Source organism: Actinoallomurus sp. CA-150999 (assembly GCF_050942425.1).
In the GTDB taxonomy this organism is placed as follows: domain Bacteria; phylum Actinomycetota; class Actinomycetes; order Streptosporangiales; family Streptosporangiaceae; genus Actinoallomurus.
In genome coordinates, this window is sequence record NZ_CP192063.1 from 4,114,424 (window position 1) to 4,140,792 (window position 26,369).

Consider the following 26,369-nt stretch of genomic DNA (forward strand, 5'->3'; position numbering starts at 1 on the left):
TCATCCCTCGAAGAAGCAGATGCGCACCCCCGAGACGACCTTCTCGACCGGGACGAAGGACGCCAGGCCGGTGTGCTCGCGCAGGGCGTCGCTGAGGTAGACGTGGCCGGGCCGGCCGAGGTCCTGGGCCATCTTCGACGCGACGTTGACCGGCGCGCCGGCGATGTCCCGGCCGCCGCCGGGCGTCTCTCCGGTCAGCACCGGCCCGGTGTCCACGCCGATCCGGGAGACGACGTCGTGGTCGGCCAGGGCGGCGCGTAGCCGCAGCGCGAAGCACACCGCCGACTGCGGCTCGTCGAAGAGATAGATCGCCAGCGGGCCGGCGACCTTGATCTCGATGGCGCCGCGCGGGGGCAGCAGCCGCAGGCCCGTCTCCTTCATCAGCGCGGACCGGGACAGGCCGCGCAGCAGCGCGACGTCGGGCGTCTCCGCCGGGACGCCGCCGCGCTCGGCCAGGACGACCGTCCCCTCGCGGAGGTGGCGGGCGGTGAGCTCCGCCAGGAGCGCGGCGTCTCCGGGGCGCTCCTCCAGCCGGAGCAGGTCGGCGTGCAGGTCGGGGGAGTAGGGGATGGGGTATCGCTCGCCGTTCACCGGCCGCACGTCGTCCAGGCGCGGCCCATCGAGCACCTGATGGACGGCGCCGAGCGGATGGGCCGGCGCGTCCTTGCGCCGCAGGACGAAGGGGTGCCCGGCCGGGAGCCGATCGGTCACCGCCTCGGTCACGGCGAGCTCGCCGCCGTCGACGTGGTTCTCCGCGAGGTCCTCGATCGCGTCGGCGGCCGGTCCGCACAGGCCGCCGGCCAGCGCGCTGAAGGTCCCGTGATGGACGCCGATGCCGATCCGGACCTGGCAGTGGCGCCGGATCTCGTCCTGGACGGTCAGCAGGGCGGACAGCATCGTCGCGGCGCCGGTCTCGGCCGGGTGGAACATCTGGCCGTTGTCGGCGGCCCACACCCCGACCGCCCGGCCGCCGACGGCCCTGCCGTACGCGTGCAGGATCCGCTTGGGGCGGTCGATGAGCGCGAGCACCTCGAGGAGCGTCAGCCGCTCGCTGAGCCGGGTCAGCCCCGCCGAGTCCGACACGACGCTGTAGCCCTCGACCGCGTACCCGCTCAGGAGGCGCCGCGCGTCAGCGGCGGTCCCGCCGCTTCGCCGCCATTGCTCGACCAGGGCCGACGACGGCTCGCCGGCGATGTCATGGGTGAGGTCGAAGTCGCCGGGCGCGTGCCGGCCCGAGGGGGGTTCGGAGGTCACCGAATCAGAATAACAGCGAAGAGTGATCAATTGAACGCTCTAAGTGATATTGATCTACAATGTAAAGGCGATGGCCGTAAACATCCGATGTATCATTCTCTGGCGACGCGTCCTCCTGGGCAACGATACGGTCCCCACTCCCGGTCGCACGTGTCATGGAACGGAGCATCTACTGCAGGCTCGCGTGCACATCAACGGTTCGGAGGAGCGTTCGCGTGGGCGATCGTCCTTTTTTAGGAAACCTTATTGATAGAAGACTCCTCCGATGATTGCATGGGCGCACACGCCCTGAGCCGGCCGTTCACCGCGCGGCTCGGGGTCCCCCGCCCCGTCGCGTGGCGGCGTACCTCACGCGCCTCGCGCACCAGCGAAGGAGTCTCCGTGACCGATCGCTCAGCATTTCCCCGGTACCAACGCCGGCGCGTGCTCGGATCGCTCGCCGTCGCCGCCATGGCGGCGCCGATCGCGCTCACCGGATGCGCCTCGGCCTCGGCCGGTGGCCTGACGGCCGACAGCCAGCCCCTCGGCGCCAAGGCGGCCGCCGCACAGGTGCTCTGGTCGCCGAACCCGGCCACTGACGGTCTGAAGGCGTTCGAGGGCATCGAGGCCGACCGTGCCGGCAAGCACCCGGGCCGCAAGTACGTCTACGTCGAGGGCGACCACTACCGGTTCGACATCTACAAGGACGACCTGGACAGCACCGGCGACAACGACCGGCAGCGGACCGAGTCCAAGGGCATGGTGTCCAACGGCACGGCCCTCAAGATGAAGAACGGCGAGACCTGGACCATCTCGTACGAGATGTACATGCCGTCCACGCTGCACGGCACCAGCAAGTTCACGCACATCTTCCAGCTCAAGACGCCGGCCACGAACGGCGGGCCCTGGATCACGCTGGACCTGGGCCGGAGCGGCAGCACCGAGACGTTCCATGCCCGCGCGTACAGCATGTCGGGATCGCCGGACATCGCCTCGACCAGCCTGTCCCCGCTGCGCGACAAGTGGATCACCGTCGAGTGGACCTTCACGATCGGCCCGAAGGGCAAGGCCCGGTTCGTGGCCCGCAACGGCACCGGCTCCAGCGCGCCAGTCGTGGCCGACGGCAGCATGTCCAACGTCAACATCCCCGACCAGGGCGACTACGTCCGGCCCAAGTGGGGGATCTACCGGTCGATCAAGAGCGCGTCCTCCGACATCATCGACACCCACCTGCTGTTCCGGAACTACCAGGCCTCCCGCGCCTAGCGTGCACGGTGGGGTCCTCCGCGTGGCGGAGGACCCCACCGCGGCTCGCTCCCGCTCGTGACGGGCATGATCCCGATAGGTTGGCCCCCGGCTTGTACGAGTTCGGGAGGGGATGTCCGTGGGGGGACGGTCGCGACGGCGCCGTACGAGACCGGGCGGCGCCACCTCGACCGCCGCCGCTCCGAAGGCCGCGGACAGGCCGAAGCCCGGCGGCCCGCCGCCGGACGCCGGTGCCCCTGCCGCCGACGGAAACGCACGCCGAGCGCCGTACATCGTCCTCGTCGCGGCGCTCAGCCTGTTCCTCTTGGCCTGGCCCGATGCCGAGCGGATCTGGGTCGAATCCGACCCGCCGTGGTGGCTGGCCGACGCGACGACCCTGGTCGGCGGCGTAGCGGTCTGGGTCTTCGCACGAGCCCTGGTGGTCGCCGAGCTGCGCGCCATGAGTCTCAAGGAGCGCTTCCGCGACGACGCGACCGCCGGTGAACTGCTGGAAGTGGCGCTGGCCAGGACCGGGGTCACCACTCTATGGGCGACGTTGCTGGGGTTCCTGTCCATCGCCCGGGATCCGCTTCCGACCGGGGTGAAGGTCACCGACGCGGTCGGGACCTACGCGACCGTCGGGGCGATCCTCGGACTGGCGCTCTGCTCGATCAGGAGCTACTCCGTCCACCGGTCCTCATTCCGGCTGTTGCGCGGTGCCGGTGACCGGCGGTACTGGATCCGCGCCCACATGTCGGCGATGGTGTTCGACGTCGTCATCCTCATGGTGCTGCTGGTGCCGCTCGGTCGCCTCGTGCACCACGCGGCCTGACGGACTTCCGGGCCGGTCACCGGCAACCACAGATGTCCCGCTACGAGAGGTGAGGAGCGCCGATGAGGCGAGTGGCCACCGTCATCCGGCTTCGGCCGGAGAAGGAAGAGGAGTACCGGGCGCTGCACGCGGCCGTGTGGCCGGACGTGCTGGCCGCACTGCACCGTGCCCATATCGGCAACTACTCGATCTTCCTCCGGGACGGACTGCTGTTCAGTTACTACGAGTACGACGGCGACGACCTGGCCGCGGACCTCGCGCGGCTCGCCGAGGACGAGACGACGCGGCGGTGGTGGCTGCTGACCGATCCGTGCCAGCAGCCGGTCGAGTCGGCGGCCGAAGGAGAGTGGTGGGCGCCGATGGAGGAGGTCTTCCACGACGGCGGATCGTAGGGGAGGGATGCCCGGCCTTCTCCCATGAGTCGTGTCCGCCGACTCTTGTGCGTTCATGGACAATGTGACATTTTACTGCCTGTGAGCAGCACTGACGTGGTCATCGTCGGCGGCGGAGTCGTCGGCGCCGCCTGTGCGTACTACGCCGCGCGGGCCGGGCTGAGCGTGACCGTCGTCGAGCGCGGCGCGGTGGCCGGCGGCACCACCGGCGCGGGCGAGGGCAACCTGCTCGTCTCCGACAAGGAGCCGGGCCCGGAGCTCGATCTCGCGCTGCACTCCTCGGCGCTGTGGGCGGAGCTGGCCGCCCAGGACGGGCTCGGCGCGGCCTTCGAGTACGAGGCCAAGGGCGGGCTCGTGGTCGCGGAGACCGAGGAGGGCGTCGCCGGACTGGCGGAGCTGGCGGCGCGCCAGCGCGCCGCGGGCGTCGACACGGACTCCGTGCCGGCGGCCGACCTTCCCGGCTACGAGCCGCAGCTGGCCCCGGACCTGGCCGGCGGCATGTTCTATCCGCAGGACGCGCAGGTCCAGCCGATGCTGGCCGCCGCACACCTGCTGCGCGCGTCGAAGGCCGAGGTCCGTACGGGCGTCACCGTGACCGGTATGCTGCGCGCCGGCGACCGGGTCACCGGGGTGCGCACGGACCGCGGCGATCTCGCCGCCGGGGCGGTCGTGAACGCGGCCGGGACGTGGGGCGGGGAGGTGGCCGCCCTCGCCGGGGCGCACGTGCCGATCCTGCCACGCCGGGGGTTCATCCTCGTCACCGAGCCGCTGCCGCCGCTGATCCGGCACAAGGTGTACGCGGCCGAGTACGTCGCGAACGTCGCCAGCGACGACGAGGGACTCGAGTCGTCCGCGGTCGTCGAGGGCACCCCGTCCGGCACGATCCTGATCGGCGCCAGCCGCGAACGCGTGGGGTTCGACCGGACGATGTCGCTGCCGGCCCTGCGACGGCTCGCCCGCCAGGCGATCCGGCTGTTCCCGGTGCTCGGCGACGTCGCGGCCATCCGCGCCTACTGCGGGTTCCGGCCGTACTGCCCCGACCACCTGCCGGTCATCGGACCGGACCCACGCGCTGAGGGCCTCATCCACGCCTGCGGCCATGAGGGCGCCGGAATCGGCCTGGCCACGGCGACCGGTCACCTGATCGCCCAGTCCCTGACCGGCGCGCGGCCCGACCTCGACCTTGGACCGTTCCGCCCCGACCGTTTTCCGGAGGCCGTATGACTGAGATCGTCTTCGAGGGGCGGCCCGTGCCGTTCGAGCCGGGCCAGAGCATCGGCGCCGCTCTGACCGCCGCCGGGATCCGGTCCTGGCGGACGACCCGGTTCGACGAGCGGCCGCGCGGGCTGTTCTGCGGGATCGGCGTGTGCTTCGACTGCCTGATCACCGTCAACGGCCGTCGGTCCCTGCGGGCCTGCATGGTCGAGGCGCGGTCCGGCGACGTGGTCGAGGGCGGTGGTCCCGATGCATGACGTCGTGGTGATCGGGGCCGGGCCGGCGGGCCTGGCCGCGGCGGTGACGGCGGCGACGGCCGGGCTGGACGTCGCGCTCGTCGACGCCGGGCGGCGCCCCGGCGGGCAGTACTACCGGCACCACGCGGCCGAGACGGGCGGCCTCCACCACGGCTGGGACGCGTTCGTCCGGTTGCGCGACGCGCTCGACCGGCTGACCTACCTGCCGGGCCACCGGGTCTGGCACGTCGAGGACGGCTTCACCGTGCACGCCCTCGCGGGGGACCGCGACGAGCGGCCGGTACGGATCGACGCGCGATCGGTGATCGTCGCCACCGGAGCGTACGACCGTTCGCTGCCGTTCCCCGGCTGGGACCTGCCGGGCGTCCTCACCGCGGGCGGCGCACAGGCCCTGCTCAAGGGCGACCGGGTCACGGCGGGCGAGCGGATCGTCGTGGCGGGCACCGGGCCGTTCCTGTTCCCCGTCGCGACCGGCCTCGCCGGGGCCGGCGCCACCGTCGTGGGCGTCTTCGAGAGCAACCGGCCGTACGGCTTCGCCCGTCACCTCGCCCGGAATCCGGGCAAGGCATGGGAGGGCGCGGGGTACGCCGCCGCGCTGGCGCGGCACCGGATCCCGTACCTCACCGGGCACGCCGTGGTCGCGGCGCACGGCGACGGCCGGGTCGAGGCGGTCACCGTCGCCCGGCTCGACCGGGACTGGGCTCCGGTGGACGAGCGGATCATCGCCTGCGACACGGTCGCGGTCGGCTACGGCTTCACCCCGCAGCTGGAGATCCCCCTGCAACTCGGCTGCGCCACCCGCATGGACGCCGACGGCAGCCCGGTGGTCGCGGTCGACGTCGCCCAGCGCACGAGCGTGCCCGGCGTGTACGCGGCGGGGGAGACCACCGGGGTCGGCGGCGCACAGCTGTCGCTCGTCGAGGGAGAACTGGCCGGGCTCGGGGTCGCCGAGGCGGCGGGCGGGGTCGCGCCGGACCCGGCCCACGTGAGCCGGCTGCTCGCGAAACGACGGCGGCTGCGGGCGTTCGCCGAGGCCATGCACGAGGCGTACCCGGTCCGCCCGGGATGGATGGGCCGCCTGGACGACGACACGCTCGTCTGCCGCTGCGAGGAGGTGACCTGCGGGCGGCTCGCCGAGGCGGCCGGTCTGGGGGCCACCGATCCGCGGTCGGCCAAGCTGCTCAGCCGCGCGGGCATGGGATGGTGCCAGGGCCGGGTCTGCGGCTACGCGACCTCCTGGCTCACGGCCGCGGCCTGCGGCCGGTCGCCGAGCCCGGACGACCTGCTCGCCGCGGCGCGACGACCGATCGCCCAGCCCGTACGCCTCCGCGACCTCGCGGAGGACGAGTCCGTGTCTCCTCGGGACGCTGCGGAGGGCCCGCCCGTACGCCTCCGCGACCTTGCCGGCGACCAGTCCGTGCGTCTCCGCGACGCCGCGGAGGATCCGCCCGCACGTCCTGGCGGCCTCGCTGACGACCAGTCCGTAGGTCTCCGCGAGGCTGCGGAAGATCCGCCGGTACGTGCCGGCGGCCTCGCCGACGACCAGTCCGTGCGTCTCCGCGACGCCGCGGAGGATCCGCCCGCACGTCCTGGCGGCCTTGCCGACGACCAGTCCTGACCGTTCCGCGTCGTACCGGCGCGGGAACCATCCGATTAACCCGGCATAACGGACGTATCACGAGTCCGGGGACATCTTGACGGCCACGCTCAGCAGAACGTGAAATGTCACATCGCATCAGGGAGAACCGCATGATCGCCCACCGTAAGCCCTGGCACGGCATCCTGGTCGCCACCGCGCTGCCGCTGCGAGAGGACCTGTCGGTCGACTTCGACCGGTACGCCGAGCACGTCCGCGCGCTCGTCGACGCCGGCTGCGACGGCGTGTGCCCCAACGGCTCGCTCGGCGAGTACCAGAATCTCACCGACGACGAGCGGGAGCGGGTCGTACGGACCGCCGTGGAGGCGGTCGGCGGAGATCGGGTCGTCCCGGGCGTCGCGGCGTACGGCTCGGCCGAGTCGCGGCGCTGGGCGGAGCAGGCCGCCGAGGCGGGCGCGGGCGCGGTCCTGCTGCTCCCGCCGAACGCCTACCGCGCCGACGACCGGATCGTCGAGGAGCACTACGCCGACGTGGCCAAGGCCGGCCTGCCGATCGTCGCGTACAACAACCCCTACGACACCAAGGTGGACCTGACCCCGGAGATGCTGGCCGGGCTGCACGAGGCCGGGCACATCGTCGCGGTCAAGGAGTTCAGCGGTGACGTGCGCCGCGCCTACCGGATCGCCGAGCTCGCGCCCGAGCTCGACCTGCTGATCGGCGCGGACGACGTGCTGCTGGAGCTGGCCATCGCGGGCGCCAAGGGCTGGATCGCCGGGTACCCGAACGCCCTGCCGAAGGCGAGCGTCGCGCTGTACCGGGCGGCGGTCGACGGCGACCTGGAGCGGGCGCTGCCGCTCTACCGCGCGCTGCACCCGCTGCTGCGCTGGGACTCCCGGACCGAGTTCGTGCAGGCCATCAAGCTGTCCATGGACGTCATGGGCGGGTACGGCGGACCGTGCCGCCCGCCCCGCCTGCCGCTGACCGAGGAGCAGGCCGTGACCGTGCGGGCGGCCACGGAGGCCGCCGCGCACCTGGAGACCAATGCGTAGCAAGCACGTGTTCCACGCCGTGGACTCGCACACCGAGGGGATGCCGACCCGCGTCATCACGGGCGGGGTCGGCGTCATCCCGGGTGCGACGATGTTCGAGCGGCGTGCGCACTTCATGGAGCACCTCGACCACATCCGCACGCTGCTGATGTACGAGCCGCGCGGGCACGCGTCGATGAGCGGCGCGATCCTGCAGCCGCCGACGCGGCCGGACGCCGACTACGGCGTCCTGTTCATCGAGGTCTCCGGCTGTCTGCCGATGTGCGGGCACGGCACGATCGGCGTCGCCACCGTGCTGGTGGAGACCGGGATGGTGCCGGTCACCGAGCCGGTCACGACGATCCGGCTCGACACGCCCGCCGGGCTCGTCGTCGCCGAGGTCGCGGTGCGCGACGGCGCGGCGAAGAGCGTGACGATCCAGAACGTCCCGTCGTTCGCCGACGCCCTGGACGAGACCGTCGAGGTGCCGGGGATCGGCCCCGTCACGTACGACATGGCCTACGGCGGCAACTTCTACGCGATTCTGCCGATCGAACGGGTGGGGCTCCCGTTCGAGCGAGCCCGCAAGAACGACATCCTCACCGCCGGACTGGCGATGATGGACGCGATCAACGAGCAGCGCCGTCCGGTGCACCCGGAGAACCCCGACATCGCCGGCTGCCACCACGTGCAGTTCGTCGCGCCGGGCTCGGACGCGAAGCACTCCCGGCACGCGATGGCGATCCACCCCGGCTGGTTCGACCGCTCGCCGTGCGGCACGGGCACCTCGGCCCGGCTCGCTCAGCTGCACGCGCGCGGCGAGCTGGCGCCCGGCCAGGACTTCGTCAACGAGTCGTTCATCGGCAGCCGGTTCATCGGCCGGATCGCCGAGGAGACGACCGTCGCCGGCTCGCGGCCCGCGATCGTGCCGACGATCACCGGCCGGGCCTGGGTGACCGGCACCGCGCAGTACTTCCTCGACCCCGACGACCCCTTCCCCGAGGGGTTCCTGCTGTGACCCCCCTCTCCTGACACCGACCATCCCCGACGCGGCGCGGCCATCCCGGCCGCGCCGCCATCTCCTCCTACCTGTCACACATCGGAGATCGTTATGAGAAAAGCAGCGCTCGGCGTCGCGCTGGTGGCGACCGCCCTGACCGCCTCAGCCTGCGGCCAGGGTGTGCTCGGCGGCGGCAGCAAGAAGGACAAGGGCCCCATCCTGCTCGGGATGGACATCCCCCTGTCCGGCAGCAGCGCGGACATCGGCCCGTACATGAAGAACGGCGCCCAGATGGCGATCGACGAGATCAACGCGAAGGGCGGGGTGATCGGCCGCAAGCTGCAGCTGCGCGCGGAGGACGACGCGTGCGACCCGAAGACCGCGGTCGCCGCCGCGAACAAGCTGGTCGCCGCGAACGTCGCGGTCTCGGTCGGCGGCTACTGTTCGGGCGCGACCCTGCCCACGCTGCCGGTCTTCGACCGCCGCAAGATCCCCATGATCATCCCGGCGGCGAACTCCACCGAGCTGGTCGACCAGAAGCTCAAGCACGTGTTCTTCGTCAACGGAACCGGCGACCAGCAGGCCGCCGCCGCGATGGCGTGGCTGACCAAGAGCGGCGCCAAGAAGGTCGCGCTCATGCACGACAACACCTCGTACTCCAAGGACATCGCGGTGCGCACCGCCGCCGAGCTCGACAAGCCCGGCGGCCCGGACAAGGCGACGCTGGAGGCGGTCACGCCCGGTGAGTCCGACTACTCCGCGAACATCACCAACGTCCTGCACGCGAACCCGGACTTCATCTACTGGACCGGCTACTACCAGGAGGGCGGCCTGATCCTCCGCCAGCTGCGGCAGGCCGGGTACAAGGGCAAGTTCATGGTCGGCGACGGCGCGGTGGACGCCAAGCTCGTCAAGATCGCCGGTGGGACGGCCGCCGAGGGCACGTACGCCACGATGACCCAGACCCCGGACACCATCCAGGGCGCGGAGAACTGGATCAGCAGCTACAAGCAGAAGTTCGGCGCCGAGCCCGGTCCGTACTCCACCCAGTCCTACGACGCGGTGCGCGTCGCGGCCGAGGCCATCAAGAAGGCCGGCAGCACCGACGGCGACAAGCTGGTCACGGCGCTGGAGGGCATCGACGGGCTGCAGCTGTTCTCCGGCCCGCTGAAGTTCACCCCGCGGCACACCCTGACCAGCGGCGGCTTCGTGATCCTCGTCGTCAAGAACGGCAAGTTCGTTCTCCAGGACGCGCTGAAGTAGGCCCGCGTCAATGTCACAGCTGATCTGGAACGGCCTCTTCGTCGGCTCGTTCTACGCGCTGGTCGCGCTGGGCTACAGCATGGTGTACGGCGTCATCAAGCTGCTCAACTTCGCCCACGGCGACCTGTACATGCTCGGTGCGTTCAGCGGGTTCGCGATGCTCGGGGCGATGGGCGGGCTGGTGAAGTCCTCCTCGCTCGTCGCCCTGTTCGTCGTGCTGATCCTCACGATGGTGGCGACCGGCCTGTCCGGCGTCGTCATCGAGCGGATCGCCTACCGCCCGCTGCGCGGCGCGCCCCGGCTGTCCCTGCTGATCACCGCGGTCGGCGCGTCGTTCGCGCTGGAGTACGGCACCCGCATCGTCGCCGGTCCGAACCCGAAGGTCTACCCGGTCCGGCTGGACGGCACCTCGCTGAACGTCCTGGGCGCGCGCATCACCTGGCAGCAGATCGCCCTGATGGCGGTCTCCGTCGTCCTCATGGTCGCGCTGAACGTCCTGATCACCCGGACCCGCCAGGGCCGCGCCATGCGGGCCATCGCCCTCGACCCGAAGGCGTGCCTGCTCATGGGCATCGACGTCGACAAGGTCATCTCGCGGACGTTCTTCATCGGCTCGGCGCTCGCCGGGGCGGCGGGCGTCATGGCCGGCGGCTACTACGGCAAGATCGACTTCCTGATGGGCTTCATCATCGGGCTCAAGGCGTTCACCGCGGCCGTCATCGGCGGCATCGGCAACATCCCGGGCACGATGCTCGGCGGCCTCCTGCTCGGCCTGCTGGAGTCGTTCGGCACCCACTTCGTCGGCGGGCAGTGGCGTGACGTCTTCGCGTTCGGCTTCCTGATCCTGTTCCTGACCGTGCGGCCCACCGGCCTGCTCGGCGAACGTGTGACGGAACGCGTATGAGCGCGGGCGAGGGAGCGGGCGTGAGCGCCGGCAACGGCGCGGGTAACGGCGCCGCCGTGCAGGACCCGCCGGTCAAACCGGTGAAGGGCCGGGGCCCGACGTTCGTCACGCGATTCCTGGAGAGCCGCCACCTCGGCTGGGCGGGCCTGGCGATCGGGCTGCTCGCGCCGTTCATCATCGCCACGCCGTACGCGATGGACGTGATGACCAGCGCGGTCGTGTTCGTCATGCTCGCGGTCGGGCTGAACATCGTCGTCGGCTACTGCGGCCTGCTCGACCTCGGGTACGCCGCGTTCTTCGCGGTCGGCGCCTACACCAGCGGGGTGCTGTCCACCGAGTTGAAACTCCCGCTGCTGGCGACCATCCCGGCGGTGATCGTCGTGACGGTGCTCGCGGGCGTCATCATCGGCGGGCCGACGCTGCGGCTGCGCAGCGACTACCTGGCGATCGTGACGCTCGGCTTCGGGGAGATCATCCGGATCACCGCCAACAACCTGAGCATCACCGGCGGCCCGTCCGGCATCTACGGCATCCCAGGCCTGTTCGGCGACGCGACGTCCGACCCGGTGGTCTTCTACTACGCCGTGCTGGTCATCGTCGCCGTGGCCGTGCTGCTCGCGGCCCGGCTCGGCCGGTCCCGCATCGGCCGGGCCTGGCGGTTCGTCCGCGAGGACGAGGACGCCGCCGAGGCGATGGGCATCAACACCTACAAGGTGAAGCTCGCCGCCTACATCGCGGGCGCCGTCTGGGGCGGCCTGGCCGGCGTGCTGTTCGCCGCGCAGCTGTCGGCGATCTCCCCGGCGAGCTTCACGTTCCTGCAGTCGGCGCTCGTGCTGATGGCGGTCGTGCTCGGCGGTATGGGCTCGACGCCCGGCGTGGTGCTCGGCGCGATCGTGATCAGCCTCCTGCCGGAGGTGCTGCGCGGCCTGGCCGACTACCGGTTCTTCGCCTTCGGCGTCCTGCTGATCATCGTCATGATCGCCCGTCCGCAGGGCCTGTGGCCCCATCGATCGAGGGAGCGGTGATGCTGGAAGTCGAGGACCTGCGGCTGTCCTTCGGCGGCGTGCTCGCCGTGGACGGGCTCAGTTTCAAGGTCGGCGCGGGCGAGATCGTCTCGGTGATCGGCCCGAACGGCGCGGGCAAGACGTCGGCGTTCAACTGCGTCACCGGGTTCTACAAGCCCACAGCGGGCTGGATCCTGATCGACGGCGCGGACGTCACCGGGCGGCGGCCGTCGCTGATCGCCGGGAAGGGCGTCTCGCGGACGTTCCAGAACCTGCGGGTGTTCGGCGAGATGTCCGTGCTGGACAACGTACGGGCCGGCACGCACCTGTGGCTGCGGCAGCGGGTCGTCGACGCGCTGCTGCACACGCCCCGGTACCGCCGCAGCGAGCGCGAAGGCACCGAGGAGGCGAACAAGTGGCTCGACTTCGTTTCGCTGCGCGGCGACCGGACCGGCCTCGTCCGGAACCTGCCGTACGGTGAGCAGCGCCGGGTCGAGATCGCCCGCGCGCTGGCCCGGCGCCCGAAGCTGCTGCTGCTCGACGAGCCCGCGGCCGGCCTGAACCACGGAGAGAAGGCCGAACTGCTCGACCTCATCCGGCGGATCCGCGACCTCGGCATCGCGATCGCGCTGATCGAGCACGACATGGGCCTGGTCATGGAGGTCTCCGACCGGGTGGTCGTGCTCAACTTCGGCAAGGAGATCGCCGACGGGCCGCCCCAGGAGGTCCGGGGCGATCCGGCGGTGATCGAGGCGTACCTCGGGCGGGACGCCGACGAGGCGGAGGTCGAAGCGGCGAGAGAGGAGGTCAGCGGTGCTCGAGGTGAGTGACCTGGAGGTGAGCTACGGCGGGGTCCAGGCCCTGCGCGGGATGTCGCTCACCGTGGGCGAGGGCGAGATCGTCGCGCTGCTCGGCAACAACGGCGCCGGCAAGACGACGACACTGTCGGCCGTCTCCGGCCTCGTCCGGCCGGGCGCCGGGCGGATCGCGTACGAGGGCGCGGACATCACCCGCGAATCCGCGCCCAAGATCGTCGGCCGGGGTCTGGTGCACGTCCCGGAGGGCCGCCGGATCTTCAGCACCCTGACCGTGCACGAGAACCTGCTGCTCGGCGGCTACCTCGTGCGCGACGCCAAGGAACTGGCCCGCCGCGTCGACCGGTCGTACGCCCTGCTGCCCAAGCTGGCCGAGCGGCGCGACCAGCACGGCGGCACCCTGTCCGGCGGCGAGCAGCAGATGCTCGCCATCGGCCGCGCGCTCGTCGCCGGCCCCCGACTGCTCATGCTCGACGAGCCGTCGATGGGGTTGGCACCGCTGATCGTCGCGGCGGTGATGGACGTCATCCGCGACATCAACGAGGCCGGCACGTCGGTGCTGCTCGTCGAGCAGAACGCCAAGGCCGCGCTGAAGATCGCCCATCGCGGTTACGTGCTCGAGAACGGCCGCTGCGTCCTCGACGGGCCGGCGGCCGACCTGGCCGCCGACTCCCGCGTGGTCGAGGCCTACCTCGGCGGCGTCACGTGAGTCCCTCCCCGCGCGCCGCGGAGTCGCGGCCGGCTCGCCCGAGCCGGCCGCGACGGCGCGGCGGCGAGCGGGTGCCGTCGTGTGGCGGTGAGCGGGTGCGGCCGGGAGGTGGTGAGGTGTGGCCTGGCGGTGATGAGCGGGTGCGGCCAGGCGGTGGTGGGGTGTGGCCCGGCGGCGGTGAATGGGTGCGGCCGGGCGGTGGCGAACGAGTGAAGCCAGGCGGTGGCGAACGGTGTGGCCGGGAACCGGCGAGCGGGTGCCGCTCGTAGAGGCATACGTGGTGGCGCGAGCGCCGGAGGCCGTGCATTCGCGCCGGTACGGGCCTGGGAGGATCGTCTCGTCGCCGGGGCCGTCATAGGAAGGACGGGGCATGAGTGAGCTGAACCTGCCGCAGCTGGGGGCGCGGCAGAACGTCCGCGAGCAGATCGCGCAGGCGTTGCGTGCCTCGCTCGTGGCCGGGGAGATGCGGCCGGGCGTCGTGTACTCCGCGCCGGCGTTGGCCGAGCGGTTCGGAGTCTCACCGACCCCGGTCCGCGAGGCGATGCTCGACCTGGTCAAAGAGGGCCTGGTCACCGTGGTCCGGAACAAGGGCTTCCGGGTCACCGAGCTGTCCGACCGCGACCTCGACGACATCACCGAGATCCGCGCGCTGATCGAAGTCCCGACCGTGGGCCGGGTCGCCGCGTCCCCCGCCGGGGTCGAGAAGCTGCGGCCGCTCGCCGAGGCCATCGTCGACGCCGCCGAACGCCGCGACATCCTCGGCTACATCGAGGCCGACCAGACCTTCCACCTGGAGCTGCTCGCCCTGACCGGCAACGCGCAGCTCGTCGAGGTCGTGCGCGAGCTTCGCCACCGCTCCCGGCTGTACGGCGTGCCGAAGCTGGCCGAGCGCGGCGAGCTGCTGCCCTCGGCGCGCGAGCACCTCGACCTGCTCGACGTGGTCGCCCGCGGCGACGTCGGCGGCGCCGAGGCGCTGATGCGCCACCACCTGCGCCACGTCCGCGGCATCTGGGCCGGCCCCGCCAACGGGACCGGCAGCTGACCTCCACGGGGGATCGGCGGCCGGCTCGCGCGGGGATCGGATGTTGACCCGCGCGCGGACTGGGAGCTGACCCCCGAGGGGACCGGGAGCTGACCCGCGCGCGGACTGGGAGCTGACTCCCGCGGGGATCGGGAGCTGACCCGCGCGGGGACCGGGAGATCCACAGCATCGTACGGCCCGGAAAGCCGGCGATTCCGCACGCGGCGGAGCGCCACGGCGTACTCCCCGGGGAGTAGGCGGTGCATCGGCGGCCTACCGTGGTCGGCGCAGCGTCGCTGCATCTTCCCGCCCGATGACCGGCCGCCGGCCCTCCCGCCATCCTTCAGGGAGCGAACGGGAGGCATCATGACAGCTCCATCGAGCGCCCGGACGGCGAGGACGGCCCTGACCATCCGAGGCGCGAAGAACACCGGCCGGGTCCGCCGCCGGTGGGCGGGTCTGCGCCGGATCGAGCGCGCCTGTCTGCTCATCGGGGCCCTGCTGATCGCTTCGGGGGTCTTCCACTTCGGGGTGTTCCTGGTCCGGGGCGGGCCGTGGGAGGGGCCGGTGTCCTGGCGCAAGCCGACGACGTTCGGTCTGTCGTTCGGGCTGACCCTGATCACGATCATGTGGGTCGCGTCGTACCTGACGTTGCGCCCGCGCGTGCGGGCCTGGCTCCTCGGCGTCTTCGCGGCCGACTGCGTGCTGGAGGTCGCCGGCATCACGGTGCAGGCATGGCGGCACGTCCCCTCGCACTTCAACACCGAGACGCCGCTGAGCACGGTGATCGCGATGAGCCTCGCCGTCGGCGGCGCGGTCCTCATCGCGGTGCTCGGCACCCTGGCGGTCGTGGCGTTCCGGGGCCGGACGAGCGGCCCGGCGGATCTGCGGCTGGCGCTGCGGGCGGGCTTCGGGCTGCTCATGGTCGGGCTGGCGACCGGCGCGGCGATGATCGCCAAGGGTGAGGTCCTGATCCGGTCGGGGCACCGGCAGGAGGCGTACGACACCGCCGGATCGCTCAAGTGGGTGCACGGCATCACCCTGCACGCGGTCCTCGTCCTGCCCGCCCTCGCGGTGCTGCTCGGCGCCCTCGGCTGGGCGCCGCGGCGCCGGTCCAGGGCCGTGGCGGCCACCGTCGCGCTGTACGTGGCCGCCACGATCGCCGTTCTGGTGATCTCTCTGATCCGGTGAGAGCGGCTTGACTTCAAGTCGGCTTGAAGCAGCAGGATGCCGCGCATGTCCACGAACTCTGACATCGACGCCCTCATCCGCCGTCTCGACACGGCCGACGCCATGCCCGGCGCCGCCGACCTGCGGGCCCGCTCGTACGAGCTCCTCCAGCCGATCTCGGACGCTCTGGTCGTCGACGTGGGGTGCGGCGCGGGCCGAGCCGTCGTGGAGCTGACCGAACGCGGGGCGAAGGCGGTCGGCCTCGACGCCAGTGAGCGGATGGTGGCGGTGGCGCGGCGGCGGTGGCCCGGAGTCGACGTCCGCCTCGCGGACGCCTACGAGCTGCCGTTCGGCGACGGCGAACTCGCGGGTTATCGAGCGGACAAGGTCTACCACGAGCTCGACGACCCGGACCGCGCCGCCGCCGAGGCCCGGCGAGTGCTCGCGCCGGGCGGGCGCGTCGTGCTCATCGGCCAGGACTGGGACGCCTTCATCATCGACTCCGCCGACCCGGTGCTGACCCGGACCATCGTTCAGGCGCGGTCCGCCACGATCCCCGCTCCGCGCGTGGCCCGCCGCTACCGGAACCTGCTGCTCGACGCCGGGTTCGCGGACGTCACCGTCGAGGTGCGGACCGCGGTGTTCACCGGTACGGCGATGCTGCCGATGCTCGACGGGCTCGCCCAGGCGGCGAAGGCGACGGGCGCGATCGCGGGCGAGCGGGCCGACGCCTGGATCGCCGAGCAGACCGAACGCGCCCGGGCGGACCGGATGCTCCTCGCGGTCCCGATGTTCGTGGCGGCCGCCCGGAGACCCTGAGCGCCGTCACCGTGGCCGGAGGCCGTGAGGCGTCATCCGGTCACGCGCGCTTGCGGGCGAGTCCGCAGAAGAGGGCCACTTCCTCGGGCTCGCCCCACGGCTCCGCCTCGGGCCGCCATCGCGAGCAGGACACGACGCCCGGCTCCAGCAGGTCCATCCCGTCGAAGAACGCCGCGATCTGCTCGGGCGTGCGCTGGGTCAGCTTCGGCGTGCCGAAACGGTTCCAGTACTCCACGGCGGCGTCCATCGCCGGGCCGTACGTGGTGTGGGAGATGGCCAGGTGGCTGCCGGCCGGTGCGGAGTCCATGAGCCGCCGGACGATCGCGTACGCCTCGTCGAGGTCGGCGATGAAGTTGACGATGCCCAGCAGCATGATCGCGATCGGCCGGTCGAAGTCCAGGGTCTTGGCGGCGGCGGTCACGATCGCGTCCGGGTCGTGCAGGTCGGCGTCGACGTAGTCGGTGCTGCCCTCGGGGGCGCTCGTGAGCAGGGCCTGGGCGTGGACGAGGACGAGAGGGTCGTTGTCGGCGTACACGATCCGGGCCTCCGGCGCGACCCGTTGGGCGACCTCATGGGTGTTGTCGACGGTGGGCAGGCCGGTGCCGATGTCGAGGAACTGGCGGGTCCCCGCCTCCTCCGCGAGGTATCGCACCGCGCGGCCGAGGAACGCCCGGTCGGCCAGCGCGTACGTGATGATGCCGGGATGGAGCCGCTCGATCTCGTCGCCGACCTGGCGGTCCACCGGGTAATTGTCCTTGCCGCCGAGCCAGTAGTTCCAGATCCGGGCGGAATGCGGCCGGGACGTGTCGATCTTCGCAGCCGGCCGTGACGGGGAAGTGCCGTCGGTCATGAAGACTCTCCTGGCGCAGTGGTCACGGGCATCGATCACACCGTAGGCCCACACCGTCCCAAACGCCGCTATTTGCGGTAAGTTGCCACATCTGGCGAATTGCGGATCAAGATCACTGATCTGCCGTTATATAGGCCGCATGCCCTCCGTGGCTTACGAATCGTATTATTTCGCGGACGAGGCCGCCAAAAACGCGTCGAAGGCCCCTATTCGTACAGTGCCAGGTCGAGCACGATCGCCGTCATGACGATCAGCGTGCGGGCCGGCTCGGGTGCGGGGCCGGTGAACGTCACCTTGTAGTTGTCGGCCGGCGTGAGCCATTCCTTGACCGGCCCCGCCCAGGTCTTGCTCAGGTGGGCGATCCGCGCGCCCGAGGACCCGGTGACGTTGAAATGCTTGAGCGACAACTCCCCGACGATCTCCGCCACGACCTGCTCGCGGTCGTCGGTGAGGCTGTAATGGCGGGTGGTCCCGGTCGCGAGGATCCGGCCGACCAGGCCGCCGTCCGGCTGATGCACCTCGCTGAGCCGCCCGTCCGGATGCCGGGTCAGGAGCAGGATCGGGTCTTCGCCGGCCGCCGTGACCGTGAGGATCCGGGCGTTCGCCGGCGGTGTGGTGGGCAGCGTCGCCTTCAGTATTTGGAGACGCGTGCGCTTGTCGGTTTCGGTGGCGGACGCCAGGCGGTTGCGCCTGTCGTCAAAGATCTCGTATTTCGCCTGGGTGGGCAGAATCTTTCCAGGCTGCCGCACCCGTACGACCGGGGAATCGAAGAGCACGTCCATACTCACTGAGTATGCCTCGCTTAATTGTCCGTCTGGCAGGTCGGCGTGCATCATCTTGGACTCTCCGACTCGTTCATCGTCGGAGGGCGTTCGGGCCGTCGCGCGGACCTCAGTGACCGGATGTGGTGCGGATGTCATCCCCGTGATCGCGCAGCTCGCTCGCGCGAATCCGCGCGGTGCCGGAAGCGGTCTCGAAAGTGAAGCTCAGCGCGGTACACGCGTCATCCAAGATCTTGAACATGATCTGATGATCGGGCGCCGATCCGGAGATGATGTCGAGGCGTTGGGTCATCACGGTGTCCGTGACCATCTCGCCGGGCTGGATGAGGCGGCGGTACGCGGCGATTCCCGGGAGCCTGCGGACTTCCGCGGCCCCATGCGCCGCGGCCAGTTTCGCGGCCTGGCGAGGGGCCGGGTTGAAGTACTGGAAGAACACGTCGTTCGTCGCGGGAGCCGGGTGGCGGCCGACGTCTTCTCCCAGCGCGGTCCGTCCGGCGAGCTCCACCAGGTCCAGGCCCATGGCGCGGAGGTACAACTCGGTGAGATGGCCGCCCACACGGCCGTTGACCTCGATGATGTGCGGCCCGTCGCCGGTGAGCTTGATCTCGGTGTGCGTGACCCCCGAGTCGATGCCGAGCGCTTCCAGCGCCTTGCCGGCGAGCTCACAAAGGGCGGCGCATTCGGCCGACGACAGGCTGGACGGCCAGAAGGCGCCGGTCTCCCGGAACGGCGGGAGCAGCGGGTACTTTCCGGTGACCGCGACATGTGACACGCGGCCATGGGAGGTCACGCTCTCCACCGACACGTAATCCCCGAACGGACCACTGTCGCGGCCTCGCAGGTACTGTTCGAGCACCATGGGGCCCGGCAGTTCCCGCATCGTGCGCAGCCCATCCGCCTCGTCCTCGATGAGGTAGGTGCTGCGGCTGCCTTCGCCGATCAACGGCTTGAGGACGGCGGGCAGGCCGACGTCCCGGACACCTCGCGGCCAATCCTCTGGGCCGGTGAGCGTGGCACTCCGGATGGGGTCGACGCCGGTGCCCCGGAGGCGTTCCCGCTGGAGGGACTTGTCGGTGAGCAGGACGGCGGTGGTCTTCCGGTGGCCGGGGAGTCCGAATCGCTCGGTGAGCGCGGCGGTCAGCCGCACTCTGCGTTCACTGAAGGTCAGCACCGCGTCGGGCTTCAGCCGTGCCACCTCGTCGATCGCGGCCGGTTCGGCGTCGGGAACGGGGACGACGTCGCCGAGTTCACGGAGCAGCGGTGCGAGACGGTCGTTGTGGGCCGAGGGCGGCAGAACGAAGGTGACGTCCCCCAGCCGGGCGAGACCGGTGCGGATCTCCATCGGGCTGGCGGACCCCTCGTCGTACACGACGACCAGGTTCGGCATGTCTCCTCCTCCGTAGGCGGCCACCGGCTGCGTCGGACCGTACTTGATCACGAGGGGACCGCGTGTGTTCCGCTTGATCGAAAGATCGCTTCTTGGGAGGGTGATCACCATGATCCGCTCGTGTTCGGCGATCGGCCGTTGATGCCCGTACCGCAGGCCGCTTCCCTGCCGGACCTGTTCCGAGCGATCTGCGCCACCCGGCCGGCCGCCGTCGCGGTGATCGACCAGGGCACGTCGCTCACCTACGCCGAGCTCGACGCGGCGGCGGAGGCGGTCGCGTCCCGGCTCGTCGCGCGCGGTGTGCGGCGCGGTGAACTCGTCGGCCTGCAGACCGACCGCTCCGCCGCCGTCGTGATCGGAATCCTCGGGATCCTCAAGGCCGGTGCGGCCTACGTCCCGCTTGATCCGGCCTACCCGGAGGCGCGCCTGAAGACCATGGCCGCGGACGCCGGCCTCCGATTCGCCGTCGGGGACCGCGGCCACGCGGTGAAGTGCGGGCTGAGTGCGGATCAGGCCGTGCCCACCACTGCGGACGGCGCCGCCGGGTCCGTGGACCGGGTGATGGAACGGGATGACACCGCGTACGTCATCTACACCTCGGGGTCGACCGGGCGGCCGAAGGGATGCGTGGTCACGCACGGCAACGTCCTGGCCCTCCTCGAGGCCGCGTTGCCCTTGTTCGAGGTGGATCGCCGGGACCGCTGGGCGCTGTTCCACTCGACCAGCTTCGATTTCTCGGTCTGGGAGCTGTGGGGCGCGCTGGCGACCGGAGGCACGGTCGTCATCGTGCCGCAGCACGCCGCGCTCTCGCCCGAGGACTTCCTCGACCTTCTGATCCGGGAGCGCGTCACCGTTCTCAACCAGGTGCCCTCGGTCTTCCGCTATCTCGACCTGGCCTTCGACGAGGCCGATCGGCCGGCGCTGGAGGTCCGATACGTCATCTTCGGCGGCGAGAGCGTGGACCTCGAGGTGCTCCGGAAGTTCGTGGCCAAGTTCCCGGAGGAACGGCGGCCGACGGTCGTCAACATGTACGGGATCACGGAGACCACCGTGCATGTGACCTTCAAGCTGCTCGACGAGCAGGCCATGACCGGACCGGCGCGATCGCCGATCGGTGTCCCGCTGCCGCACCTCACGGTCGAGCTGCGTGACGAGGAGGGGCGGCCGGTCCCGCCGGGCGAGCCGGGGGAGATGTGGATCTCCGGTGCGGGCGTGGCCGCCGGATATCTCGACCGGGCGGAGCTGACCGCGGAACGTTTCGTGACGTTCGAAGGTCGCCGTTTCTACCGGTCCGGTGACCTCGCACGCCGGTCCGTCGACGGCGAGCTCGAGTACGTCGGACGCGCCGACCAGCAGGTGAAGCTGCGTGGTTTCCGCGTCGAGCTCGGCGAGATCGAATCGGTGCTGAGAGGGTGCTCGGAGGTCCGTGACGCCGCGGTGACCGTGGTCACGACCCGCGCCGGGGCCCGGCTCCTCGTCGCGTGCGTCGTCCCTCGCGAGGACTCCGTCACGGCGGCGGTGCGTCGTCACGCCGCGGCGATGCTGCCGCGCCATATGGTGCCGGACCGCTACGTGACCGTGGCGGCACTGCCGTTGACGCCCTCCGGGAAACTCGACCGGCGCGCCCTGGACGGACTGGCCGGGTCCGGACGGCGTTGACCTTGAAAGGGAGACCTATGTCCGGGTCGGTGACCGACACCTCACCCGCCGTTTCGCGGGATGAGGTCGAAAAGCTGTTCATCGACATCTGGCAGAACATTCTCGACGTCGAGGTCGGGCCGGACGACAACGTCTTCGACCTCGGAGGTTACTCACTTCTGGTCGTCGAGGCCGTCGCTCAGGCGCGCAAGGCGGGCGTGCGGGTGAAGGTGCTGGACGTCTTCGAACATCCGACGCCCGCGGACCTCGCGGGGTTTCTGACCCCTGCGGACGACGCGCCGGCGGCGGATCCGGTGGCGCTCGGTGACCTGGTCGCGCGTACCTGGCGCACGAGCGCCACGCCCTGGGATGCCACGGCGCCTCCCGCGCTGGTTCCCCTGCTGCCCGACGGTCAGGGTGAGCCGCTCTTCTGCGTTCATGTCGGCACCGGTCACGTCCGGTTCTTCACGCCGATCGCGGAGACCTTGCGCGCCGGACGTCCGGTCTACGGCTTCGAGATGCCCGGCATCAAGGCGGCCGTCCGCCCATTTCTCACGATCGCGGAGACCGCGGAGCAGTACCTGCGGGAGCTGCGGACGGTCCAGCCCGAGGGGCCGTACCACCTGACGGGATTCTGCTCAGGGGCGCTGATCGCGTACGAGATGGCTCAGCGACTCCGCGCCGCCGGCGAGGACGTGCACACCCTCGTCCTGGCCGGACCTCCGGTGCCCGAGCTCGACCCCGGCCTGGGGCTGAACGACCTCTTCCAGTACCTTCTCGGCACGCTGCACAGCCGGTTCGGGCTGGGCGGGCCGGGCGACGCACCCGAGGTCGTGCGCAAGCTGACGGACCTCACGTGGTTCGAAGAGGAGCTCAAACCCGAGGACCTCTACCGGCGCACCGTCCTGTGGGCCGCGATCCTGTTCGCCCAGGAACACTACGACCCCCGGCCGTACGACGGTCCGATCACCGTCTGCATGTACGGCAATCAGGACGTGACGGCCTACTGGCGGGCCCGGGCCCCGCAGGCCGACGTGATCCGGCTGGAGGCCGTGACGACACTGGGGCTGCTGCAGGAGCAGCGGTTCGGCGACGTTCTCCGGGGTCTACTGGCGTGAACCGACGCGCTGCGGCGCGTCGCTGGGCTCGGCGCGGGTCCGTTCCGCCCACGAGATCACCGGGCGGCCCGCGGCGAGTGCCGCGAGAAAGACGGCGGCGAGGACGAGCCAGCCTCCGAAATGCCATCGGCTGGTCAGCGCGGTGACGGTGACCGGCCCCAGCACCCGGGGACCCACCTGCCCGAGCCGGAACGCCGCTCCGTACTGGCCCTGGGCACCGGCCGGCGCGAAGCCGAAACGCAGCGCCCACCGAGAGCCCTGCCCCCACATCTCACCGGCGGTGAGCGCCACGACGCTCACCACGAGCAGGCCGCTCGCGGGCCAGGCCGAGAAATGTCCGGCCAGTCCGGCGAGCAGGCACATGGCGATGAGGGCACAGAACGCCCACCGTTGCGTTCGCACGGCTCCCGCCAGAGTCTCCGCCGACCGTGCCGCACGGACCTGCAGCCCGACCACGAGCAGCGTGTTGAGCGCCACGAGCCAGGCGGCGAGTGAGCGCGGCGCCGACGTCCCCGACACCAGCCACAGCGGCAGTCCGACGAAGAGGACGGTGTCGCTCAGCAGCGTCACATTGCTGATCTGCGCCACGGCCAGGTACGGCAGGTCCCGGACCGCGCGCAGCCCGCGTACCGGGGCTTCGCCGGGAGGGACACCGGGCGGTTTCGGCAGCCGGAGATAGGACACGGCGGTCGTCAGCGAGGCGAGGACGCACCCCCAGAACAGCGCGAGGTAGGCCGTACGCGTGTCGGCCGTGAGCGCGAGGCCCGCGCAGAACGCCCCCGCGGTGATTCCCACGTTGAACACGCTGCGCAGATAGGCGGAGGCGCGGATGCGGGACGAGCCGGAGATGGCGCCGGCGATTATCGCCTCGTTCGCGACACTCCAGCCGCCGTCCGCGATGCCGAAGACGGCGACCGCCAGCAGGAACTGCCAGTACGCGTGAATCCAGGGGAAGGCCGCCAGGGGCACCGCCTTGAGCACGGACATCGCGATGGCGGTCGTGCGCGGTCCGTGCCGGTCCGCCAGCTGCCCGATCGGGATGCCGAACAGCAGTCCGGCCAGGCCCGCCAGGGACAGCCCCAGTCCGACCCGGTTCTCCGCCATTCCGGCCGACCGGACGAAATAGATGGCGCTGCCGGACTGGTAGAGCCCGAAGCCGAAGCTGCCGAGTAGGGAGGTCAGGGCCAGCAGCCTGGCCGGCCCGGGGTCCGGCAGAACGGCGGCCCAGAGCCTGCTGAACCGTCCGGCGGGGATGCTGGCCATCGAGACTCCTGCGCGGCGAATCGGGTCACTGCCGGCGTAGCCGTACAGCGGTGCGGAATGCGGCGTCGAGTTCGTTGCCCCGGCACCGATCCACGAGGCGGGTGGAGGTTACCGGCGTCATGAACCACGGCTGTGTCGAACTCAGCAGAGGTGAGAAGACGGGGACGAACCCTTGGTCGGAAAGAGAGACCGCGTAGTCGATCGACACGATCCCACCGGCGTCGACCACACCCACCCCGTGCCAGGGCAGCACGCACGAACCGCCGAGGTAGGAGAACCCGAGGCTGCCCGGCCGCGGGTTGGGCGTCAGCCGGACCCGCCCGGGAAAGAACGCCGTGTCGTCGCAGTCGAACTCGCCGTCCACCTGCATCACCGCCAGGTACCGGACGGTGTCGTGCCACGCCGTGGCGAGGACGGTGCGACGGCCGGCGGTGATCTGCGGACCGGCGGCGGGACCGACGACGTCGAAGACGTCGGCGTAGAGCTGCCTCGCCCAGTTCGTGCGAGCCGGGGAAGGCGGCAGGTGCACGGAGTAGACCAGCGAGTGGAACAACGCGGAGAAGGAAAGGATCGGCGTGCCGTCGGGGCGGTCGCCGATGAGCCCGCGGCAGGCCCGGCTCGCCTCCTCCAACGCCTCGATCGGCGCCTTCGTGACGTCGATCCCGGCCAGTGCCGTCTCGATCAGCCCGACGTACTCCTCGATCCGCCGGATGCGGCGATGCGACCTGAGCGGGCCGAGGTGGTCCGCGACCACGTCGTTCAGATCCACGATCTCCAGGACGTCCGAGCCGCCGACGAGACGGAGGTACTCCTCGAGTTTCTCCCGGTAGGCCCGCAGCGTCTCCGCCGGGCGCGAGCGGTAGTGGTTGCCGTCGGTGAGGATGGTGATCCGCAGACCCGGCGGGTAGACGTGCGTGATGGTGCGCTGGAGTTCCCGGAGCCGTACGAGGGCCGCGAGCTCCGCCAGGTCGGGCAGGGCCCCTGCCGTCTTGAGGCCGTTGTAGTGCAGCTTGACGGGAAACCCGCAGGTCACGACCGGCAGCGGCGCTCCGCGTTCCACGAACGGGCGGACGGCCTCTTCGGTGAAATGGCGGCGCGGGCCCTTGAGGAACTGTTTGCGGGTGAGGAGGTGATGCACGAGCGCGACCGTCGATCCGGTTCCCCGCCGCACCGCGCTCTCCGCGGTCTGTTCCGCCGCGTGGTCCGCCGCCGTCGTCAGGGCGTCGACGATCTGCAGCGACTCCGGTGCCGTCAGGCGTACGGCGTGATCGTCCGCGACCGGGTGAGCGGACATCTCGCCGATCCGCAGCTCGGCCGGGGACCGCGTGTGCGACAGGGCCGGCCCGGCCATGAGGCGACCGCGCGGGACGGTCTCGAACGTCCTGACGACCGGAGCCCCGTCACCTGTTCTGCCGCCGGGCGGACGCTCGGCGACGAATCCCGGGAGCTCGACGGCGACCATCTGCGCGGACGGCAGTTCCTTGGCCATGGCCTGCCGGTTCTCGCAGAGATCGTCGAAGATCGCCAAGACCTCGAGATCGGCCAGGGCACGCAGGTTCTCGCTCTTCAGCTCGTGAACGGGCCGCACGCGGTCGTCGGGCAGCATCAGCAGCCGCGGGCGCACGATGCCGGCCTGGGCCAGCGCGTACTCGGTCGGCGCGCGTACGCGATGCCGCCGGGCGGTGTTGAAGACGACACACCCTCCCGCGTCATGGACGTCCCAGACGAAGCGCGACAGCCCGGGGGCCGGGGCATCCCAGCTCAGCTGCTCCCACGGCCGGTAGAACGCCCAGCGGTACTCCGCGAGCACCTGGTCCCAGTCGACGTCCGGATACCGGCCGCGCAGGCCCGCTCCGGTGACGAACAGGTCCCATGTCGGCTCGTGGTACGTGGGGAGGTCCGGGAACCGATCCGGCGTGGTGAACTCCGTGATCCCGTCCGGCGCGCCCGGCCGGGGCGCGGCCACCACCTGGAGTGCGTGGACCGTACGCCGCCGCGGGTCGAGAGCGCACAGGTCGACATCGAGCACCACGGCGGGCCGGCGTACCCGCGGATCGAGGCGCCGGCGCCGCGCGTGGTCGGCGACGCGCCGCAGGATCTCGGTGAGCACGTCATGCTGCTGCGGATCCACCGTGTGGAGCAGGTCGTTCTCCGCACCGCTCAACGCGGCGTGGGACTCGGGCCGCAAGAACCGCAGCTCCGCGCCGAGGCGCGCGTCGACCGCCGCGCGAACGACCTCGACGGGCTCGGTGACCCCGCCGATGCCCGCCGTCGCGAACAGGACGCCCAGCCGTCGTACGGTGGAGCGGATCGCCGACAGCACGTCTCGGGCATCCGGTGGTTCGGTCGCGTCCGTCACGACGACACGTCCGGTCGCCCGGCGCCCGGACGACAGCTCATAGGCGAGGCTCGACGGGCCGGGCGGGCGGAATCCGTGGTCCAGGCATGCCCGGAAGACCCGGGCGAGCGGACTCACGAGACGATCCAGGAAATGCTCCAGTGCGTCTTCACGAGAGTCGCGTGCTTCGACGATCTCGCGCACGGCGCTCCGGCCGGCGTCGTCGTCGGTCAGGGCGGTCACGCCGAGGACCACGGTGCCCGCCGTTCGACCGGGGTGAGCGGGTACCGGCTCGGCGGCGCCGTCCGGCAGCATCGCGCAGTACAGCCGGAGCAGGGGAGCCGTACGGATCAACTCCGCGAGTCGGTCCCAACGGGCGACGTCGCTGGTCATGATCGGCCCGCTCATCGAAAAATGATCAAACCGCACAAGATCGTCTACGTCAATGCGATCGTGTGATGCCCGACCCGAGCCACCAGACGGGAGTTC

At 71.1% G+C, this 26,369-nt stretch carries 24 protein-coding genes; 18 read left to right on the forward strand and 6 right to left on the reverse strand.

What is annotated here, in order from left to right:
• Complete coding sequence (locus tag ACQP2O_RS19295; protein WP_433186727.1) at positions 1-1,254, reverse strand: hypothetical protein; 1,254 nt, start codon at positions 1,252-1,254, stop codon at positions 1-3.
• A gap of 381 nt (positions 1,255-1,635) precedes the next feature.
• Here ACQP2O_RS19295 and ACQP2O_RS19300 point away from each other — a divergent pair, with 381 nt between their 5' ends.
• The 16 genes from ACQP2O_RS19300 (at position 1,636) to ACQP2O_RS19375 (ending at position 16,504) form a co-directional block, all read left to right on the forward strand.
• Positions 1,636-2,499, forward strand: a complete 864-nt coding sequence (locus tag ACQP2O_RS19300; RefSeq protein WP_433186730.1) for a hypothetical protein — start codon at positions 1,636-1,638, stop codon at positions 2,497-2,499.
• Between the two features lie 118 nt (positions 2,500-2,617).
• The gene (locus ACQP2O_RS19305) at positions 2,618-3,310 is read left to right on the forward strand and encodes a hypothetical protein (protein ID WP_433186733.1); all 693 of its coding nucleotides are present in this window, start codon (positions 2,618-2,620) and stop codon (positions 3,308-3,310) included.
• Between the two features lie 62 nt (positions 3,311-3,372).
• Positions 3,373-3,702 carry an L-rhamnose mutarotase gene (locus ACQP2O_RS19310; RefSeq protein ID WP_433186736.1) on the forward strand — a complete coding sequence of 110 codons (330 nt, stop codon included), beginning with the start codon at positions 3,373-3,375 and terminating at the stop codon, positions 3,700-3,702.
• A 24-nt stretch (positions 3,703-3,726) separates the two neighbouring features.
• Complete coding sequence (locus ACQP2O_RS19315) at positions 3,727-4,926, forward strand: NAD(P)/FAD-dependent oxidoreductase (protein WP_433186739.1); 1,200 nt, start codon at positions 3,727-3,729, stop codon at positions 4,924-4,926.
• Complete coding sequence (locus ACQP2O_RS19320; protein ID WP_433186742.1) at positions 4,923-5,174, forward strand: (2Fe-2S)-binding protein; 252 nt, start codon at positions 4,923-4,925, stop codon at positions 5,172-5,174. Before ACQP2O_RS19315 ends, ACQP2O_RS19320 begins: the two co-directional genes overlap by 4 nt.
• Entirely contained in the window at positions 5,167-6,792 is a 1,626-nt protein-coding gene (locus ACQP2O_RS19325) for an FAD-dependent oxidoreductase (protein ID WP_433186745.1), read from the forward strand. The genes ACQP2O_RS19320 and ACQP2O_RS19325 overlap by 8 nt, the downstream gene beginning before the upstream one ends.
• 131 nt (positions 6,793-6,923) lie before the next feature.
• Positions 6,924-7,820 (forward strand): dihydrodipicolinate synthase family protein, encoded by an 897-nt coding sequence (locus tag ACQP2O_RS19330; RefSeq protein WP_433186748.1) that lies wholly within the window; start codon positions 6,924-6,926, stop codon positions 7,818-7,820.
• Entirely contained in the window at positions 7,813-8,817 is a 1,005-nt protein-coding gene (locus ACQP2O_RS19335; protein ID WP_433186751.1) for a 4-hydroxyproline epimerase, read from the forward strand. The genes ACQP2O_RS19330 and ACQP2O_RS19335 overlap by 8 nt, the downstream gene beginning before the upstream one ends.
• Positions 8,818-8,910: 93 nt before the next feature.
• Positions 8,911-10,062: a branched-chain amino acid ABC transporter substrate-binding protein gene (locus ACQP2O_RS19340; RefSeq protein WP_433186754.1), complete on the forward strand. Its 1,152-nt coding sequence runs from the start codon at positions 8,911-8,913 to the stop codon at positions 10,060-10,062.
• 10 nt (positions 10,063-10,072) lie between these two features.
• A complete protein-coding gene (locus ACQP2O_RS19345) occupies positions 10,073-10,966 on the forward strand; it encodes a branched-chain amino acid ABC transporter permease (protein WP_433186757.1) in 894 nt (297 codons plus the stop codon).
• Between the two features lie 20 nt (positions 10,967-10,986).
• Positions 10,987-11,991 carry a branched-chain amino acid ABC transporter permease gene (locus ACQP2O_RS19350; protein ID WP_433186759.1) on the forward strand — a complete coding sequence of 335 codons (1,005 nt, stop codon included), beginning with the start codon at positions 10,987-10,989 and terminating at the stop codon, positions 11,989-11,991.
• A complete protein-coding gene (locus ACQP2O_RS19355; protein WP_433186762.1) occupies positions 11,991-12,800 on the forward strand; it encodes an ABC transporter ATP-binding protein in 810 nt (269 codons plus the stop codon). The genes ACQP2O_RS19350 and ACQP2O_RS19355 overlap by 1 nt, the downstream gene beginning before the upstream one ends.
• Positions 12,784-13,494, forward strand: coding sequence for an ABC transporter ATP-binding protein (locus ACQP2O_RS19360; RefSeq protein WP_433186765.1), 711 nt, complete (start codon positions 12,784-12,786; stop codon positions 13,492-13,494). The genes ACQP2O_RS19355 and ACQP2O_RS19360 overlap by 17 nt, the downstream gene beginning before the upstream one ends.
• 370 nt (positions 13,495-13,864) lie before the next feature.
• Positions 13,865-14,536: a GntR family transcriptional regulator gene (locus tag ACQP2O_RS19365; protein ID WP_433186768.1), complete on the forward strand. Its 672-nt coding sequence runs from the start codon at positions 13,865-13,867 to the stop codon at positions 14,534-14,536.
• A gap of 345 nt (positions 14,537-14,881) precedes the next feature.
• Positions 14,882-15,706, forward strand: coding sequence for a hypothetical protein (locus tag ACQP2O_RS19370; protein ID WP_433186771.1), 825 nt, complete (start codon positions 14,882-14,884; stop codon positions 15,704-15,706).
• A gap of 45 nt (positions 15,707-15,751) precedes the next feature.
• Complete coding sequence (locus tag ACQP2O_RS19375; RefSeq protein WP_433186773.1) at positions 15,752-16,504, forward strand: methyltransferase domain-containing protein; 753 nt, start codon at positions 15,752-15,754, stop codon at positions 16,502-16,504.
• 40 nt (positions 16,505-16,544) lie between these two features.
• Here ACQP2O_RS19375 and ACQP2O_RS19380 read toward each other — a convergent pair whose 3' ends face one another.
• The 3 genes from ACQP2O_RS19380 to ACQP2O_RS19390 all read right to left on the reverse strand — a co-directional run bounded on the left by ACQP2O_RS19380 (position 16,545) and on the right by ACQP2O_RS19390 (position 19,523).
• On the reverse strand, positions 16,545-17,354 hold the full coding sequence (locus ACQP2O_RS19380; protein WP_433186776.1) for an SAM-dependent methyltransferase: 810 nt from the start codon (positions 17,352-17,354) through the stop codon (positions 16,545-16,547).
• Between the two features lie 206 nt (positions 17,355-17,560).
• Positions 17,561-18,190: a phospholipid scramblase-related protein gene (locus tag ACQP2O_RS19385; protein WP_433186779.1), complete on the reverse strand. Its 630-nt coding sequence runs from the start codon at positions 18,188-18,190 to the stop codon at positions 17,561-17,563.
• Positions 18,191-18,245: 55 nt separating this feature from the next.
• A complete protein-coding gene (locus tag ACQP2O_RS19390; RefSeq protein ID WP_433186782.1) occupies positions 18,246-19,523 on the reverse strand; it encodes an ATP-grasp domain-containing protein in 1,278 nt (425 codons plus the stop codon).
• Between the two features lie 120 nt (positions 19,524-19,643).
• Here ACQP2O_RS19390 and ACQP2O_RS19395 point away from each other — a divergent pair, with 120 nt between their 5' ends.
• Positions 19,644-21,182, forward strand: a complete 1,539-nt coding sequence (locus ACQP2O_RS19395; protein ID WP_433186785.1) for an amino acid adenylation domain-containing protein — start codon at positions 19,644-19,646, stop codon at positions 21,180-21,182.
• Between the two features lie 17 nt (positions 21,183-21,199).
• Positions 21,200-22,279: an alpha/beta fold hydrolase gene (locus tag ACQP2O_RS19400; protein WP_433186788.1), complete on the forward strand. Its 1,080-nt coding sequence runs from the start codon at positions 21,200-21,202 to the stop codon at positions 22,277-22,279.
• Here ACQP2O_RS19400 and ACQP2O_RS19405 read toward each other — a convergent pair.
• Positions 22,268-23,542 (reverse strand): MFS transporter, encoded by a 1,275-nt coding sequence (locus ACQP2O_RS19405; protein WP_433186791.1) that lies wholly within the window; start codon positions 23,540-23,542, stop codon positions 22,268-22,270. The two genes, ACQP2O_RS19400 and ACQP2O_RS19405, sit on opposite strands and share 12 nt — an antisense overlap.
• A gap of 25 nt (positions 23,543-23,567) precedes the next feature.
• Positions 23,568-26,288, reverse strand: coding sequence for an L-tyrosine/L-tryptophan isonitrile synthase family protein (locus ACQP2O_RS19410; RefSeq protein ID WP_433186793.1), 2,721 nt, complete (start codon positions 26,286-26,288; stop codon positions 23,568-23,570).
• Positions 26,289-26,369 lie beyond the last annotated feature (81 nt).

Excerpts from the sequence above, each read along its gene's own strand:
- ACQP2O_RS19385 (WP_433186779.1), bottom strand. The coding sequence starts at position 18,190 with ATGATGCACGCCGACCTGCCAGACGGACAATTAAGCGAGGCATACTCA.
- ACQP2O_RS19410 (WP_433186793.1), bottom strand. The coding sequence starts at position 26,288 with ATGAGCGGGCCGATCATGACCAGCGACGTCGCCCGTTGGGACCGACTC.
- ACQP2O_RS19355 (WP_433186762.1), top strand. The coding sequence starts at position 11,991 with ATGCTGGAAGTCGAGGACCTGCGGCTGTCCTTCGGCGGCGTGCTCGCC.
- ACQP2O_RS19380 (WP_433186776.1), bottom strand. The coding sequence starts at position 17,354 with ATGACCGACGGCACTTCCCCGTCACGGCCGGCTGCGAAGATCGACACG.
- ACQP2O_RS19345 (WP_433186757.1), top strand. The coding sequence starts at position 10,073 with ATGTCACAGCTGATCTGGAACGGCCTCTTCGTCGGCTCGTTCTACGCG.
- ACQP2O_RS19375 (WP_433186773.1), top strand. The coding sequence starts at position 15,752 with ATGTCCACGAACTCTGACATCGACGCCCTCATCCGCCGTCTCGACACG.
- ACQP2O_RS19340 (WP_433186754.1), top strand. The coding sequence starts at position 8,911 with ATGAGAAAAGCAGCGCTCGGCGTCGCGCTGGTGGCGACCGCCCTGACC.
- ACQP2O_RS19320 (WP_433186742.1), top strand. The coding sequence starts at position 4,923 with ATGACTGAGATCGTCTTCGAGGGGCGGCCCGTGCCGTTCGAGCCGGGC.
- ACQP2O_RS19325 (WP_433186745.1), top strand. The coding sequence starts at position 5,167 with ATGCATGACGTCGTGGTGATCGGGGCCGGGCCGGCGGGCCTGGCCGCG.
- ACQP2O_RS19315 (WP_433186739.1), top strand. The coding sequence starts at position 3,727 with ATGAGTCGTGTCCGCCGACTCTTGTGCGTTCATGGACAATGTGACATT.
- ACQP2O_RS19330 (WP_433186748.1), top strand. The coding sequence starts at position 6,924 with ATGATCGCCCACCGTAAGCCCTGGCACGGCATCCTGGTCGCCACCGCG.
- ACQP2O_RS19390 (WP_433186782.1), bottom strand. The coding sequence starts at position 19,523 with ATGCCGAACCTGGTCGTCGTGTACGACGAGGGGTCCGCCAGCCCGATG.
- ACQP2O_RS19370 (WP_433186771.1), top strand. The coding sequence starts at position 14,882 with ATGACAGCTCCATCGAGCGCCCGGACGGCGAGGACGGCCCTGACCATC.
- ACQP2O_RS19310 (WP_433186736.1), top strand. The coding sequence starts at position 3,373 with ATGAGGCGAGTGGCCACCGTCATCCGGCTTCGGCCGGAGAAGGAAGAG.
- ACQP2O_RS19365 (WP_433186768.1), top strand. The coding sequence starts at position 13,865 with ATGAGTGAGCTGAACCTGCCGCAGCTGGGGGCGCGGCAGAACGTCCGC.
- ACQP2O_RS19400 (WP_433186788.1), top strand. The coding sequence starts at position 21,200 with ATGTCCGGGTCGGTGACCGACACCTCACCCGCCGTTTCGCGGGATGAG.
- ACQP2O_RS19335 (WP_433186751.1), top strand. The coding sequence starts at position 7,813 with ATGCGTAGCAAGCACGTGTTCCACGCCGTGGACTCGCACACCGAGGGG.
- ACQP2O_RS19405 (WP_433186791.1), bottom strand. The coding sequence starts at position 23,542 with ATGGCCAGCATCCCCGCCGGACGGTTCAGCAGGCTCTGGGCCGCCGTT.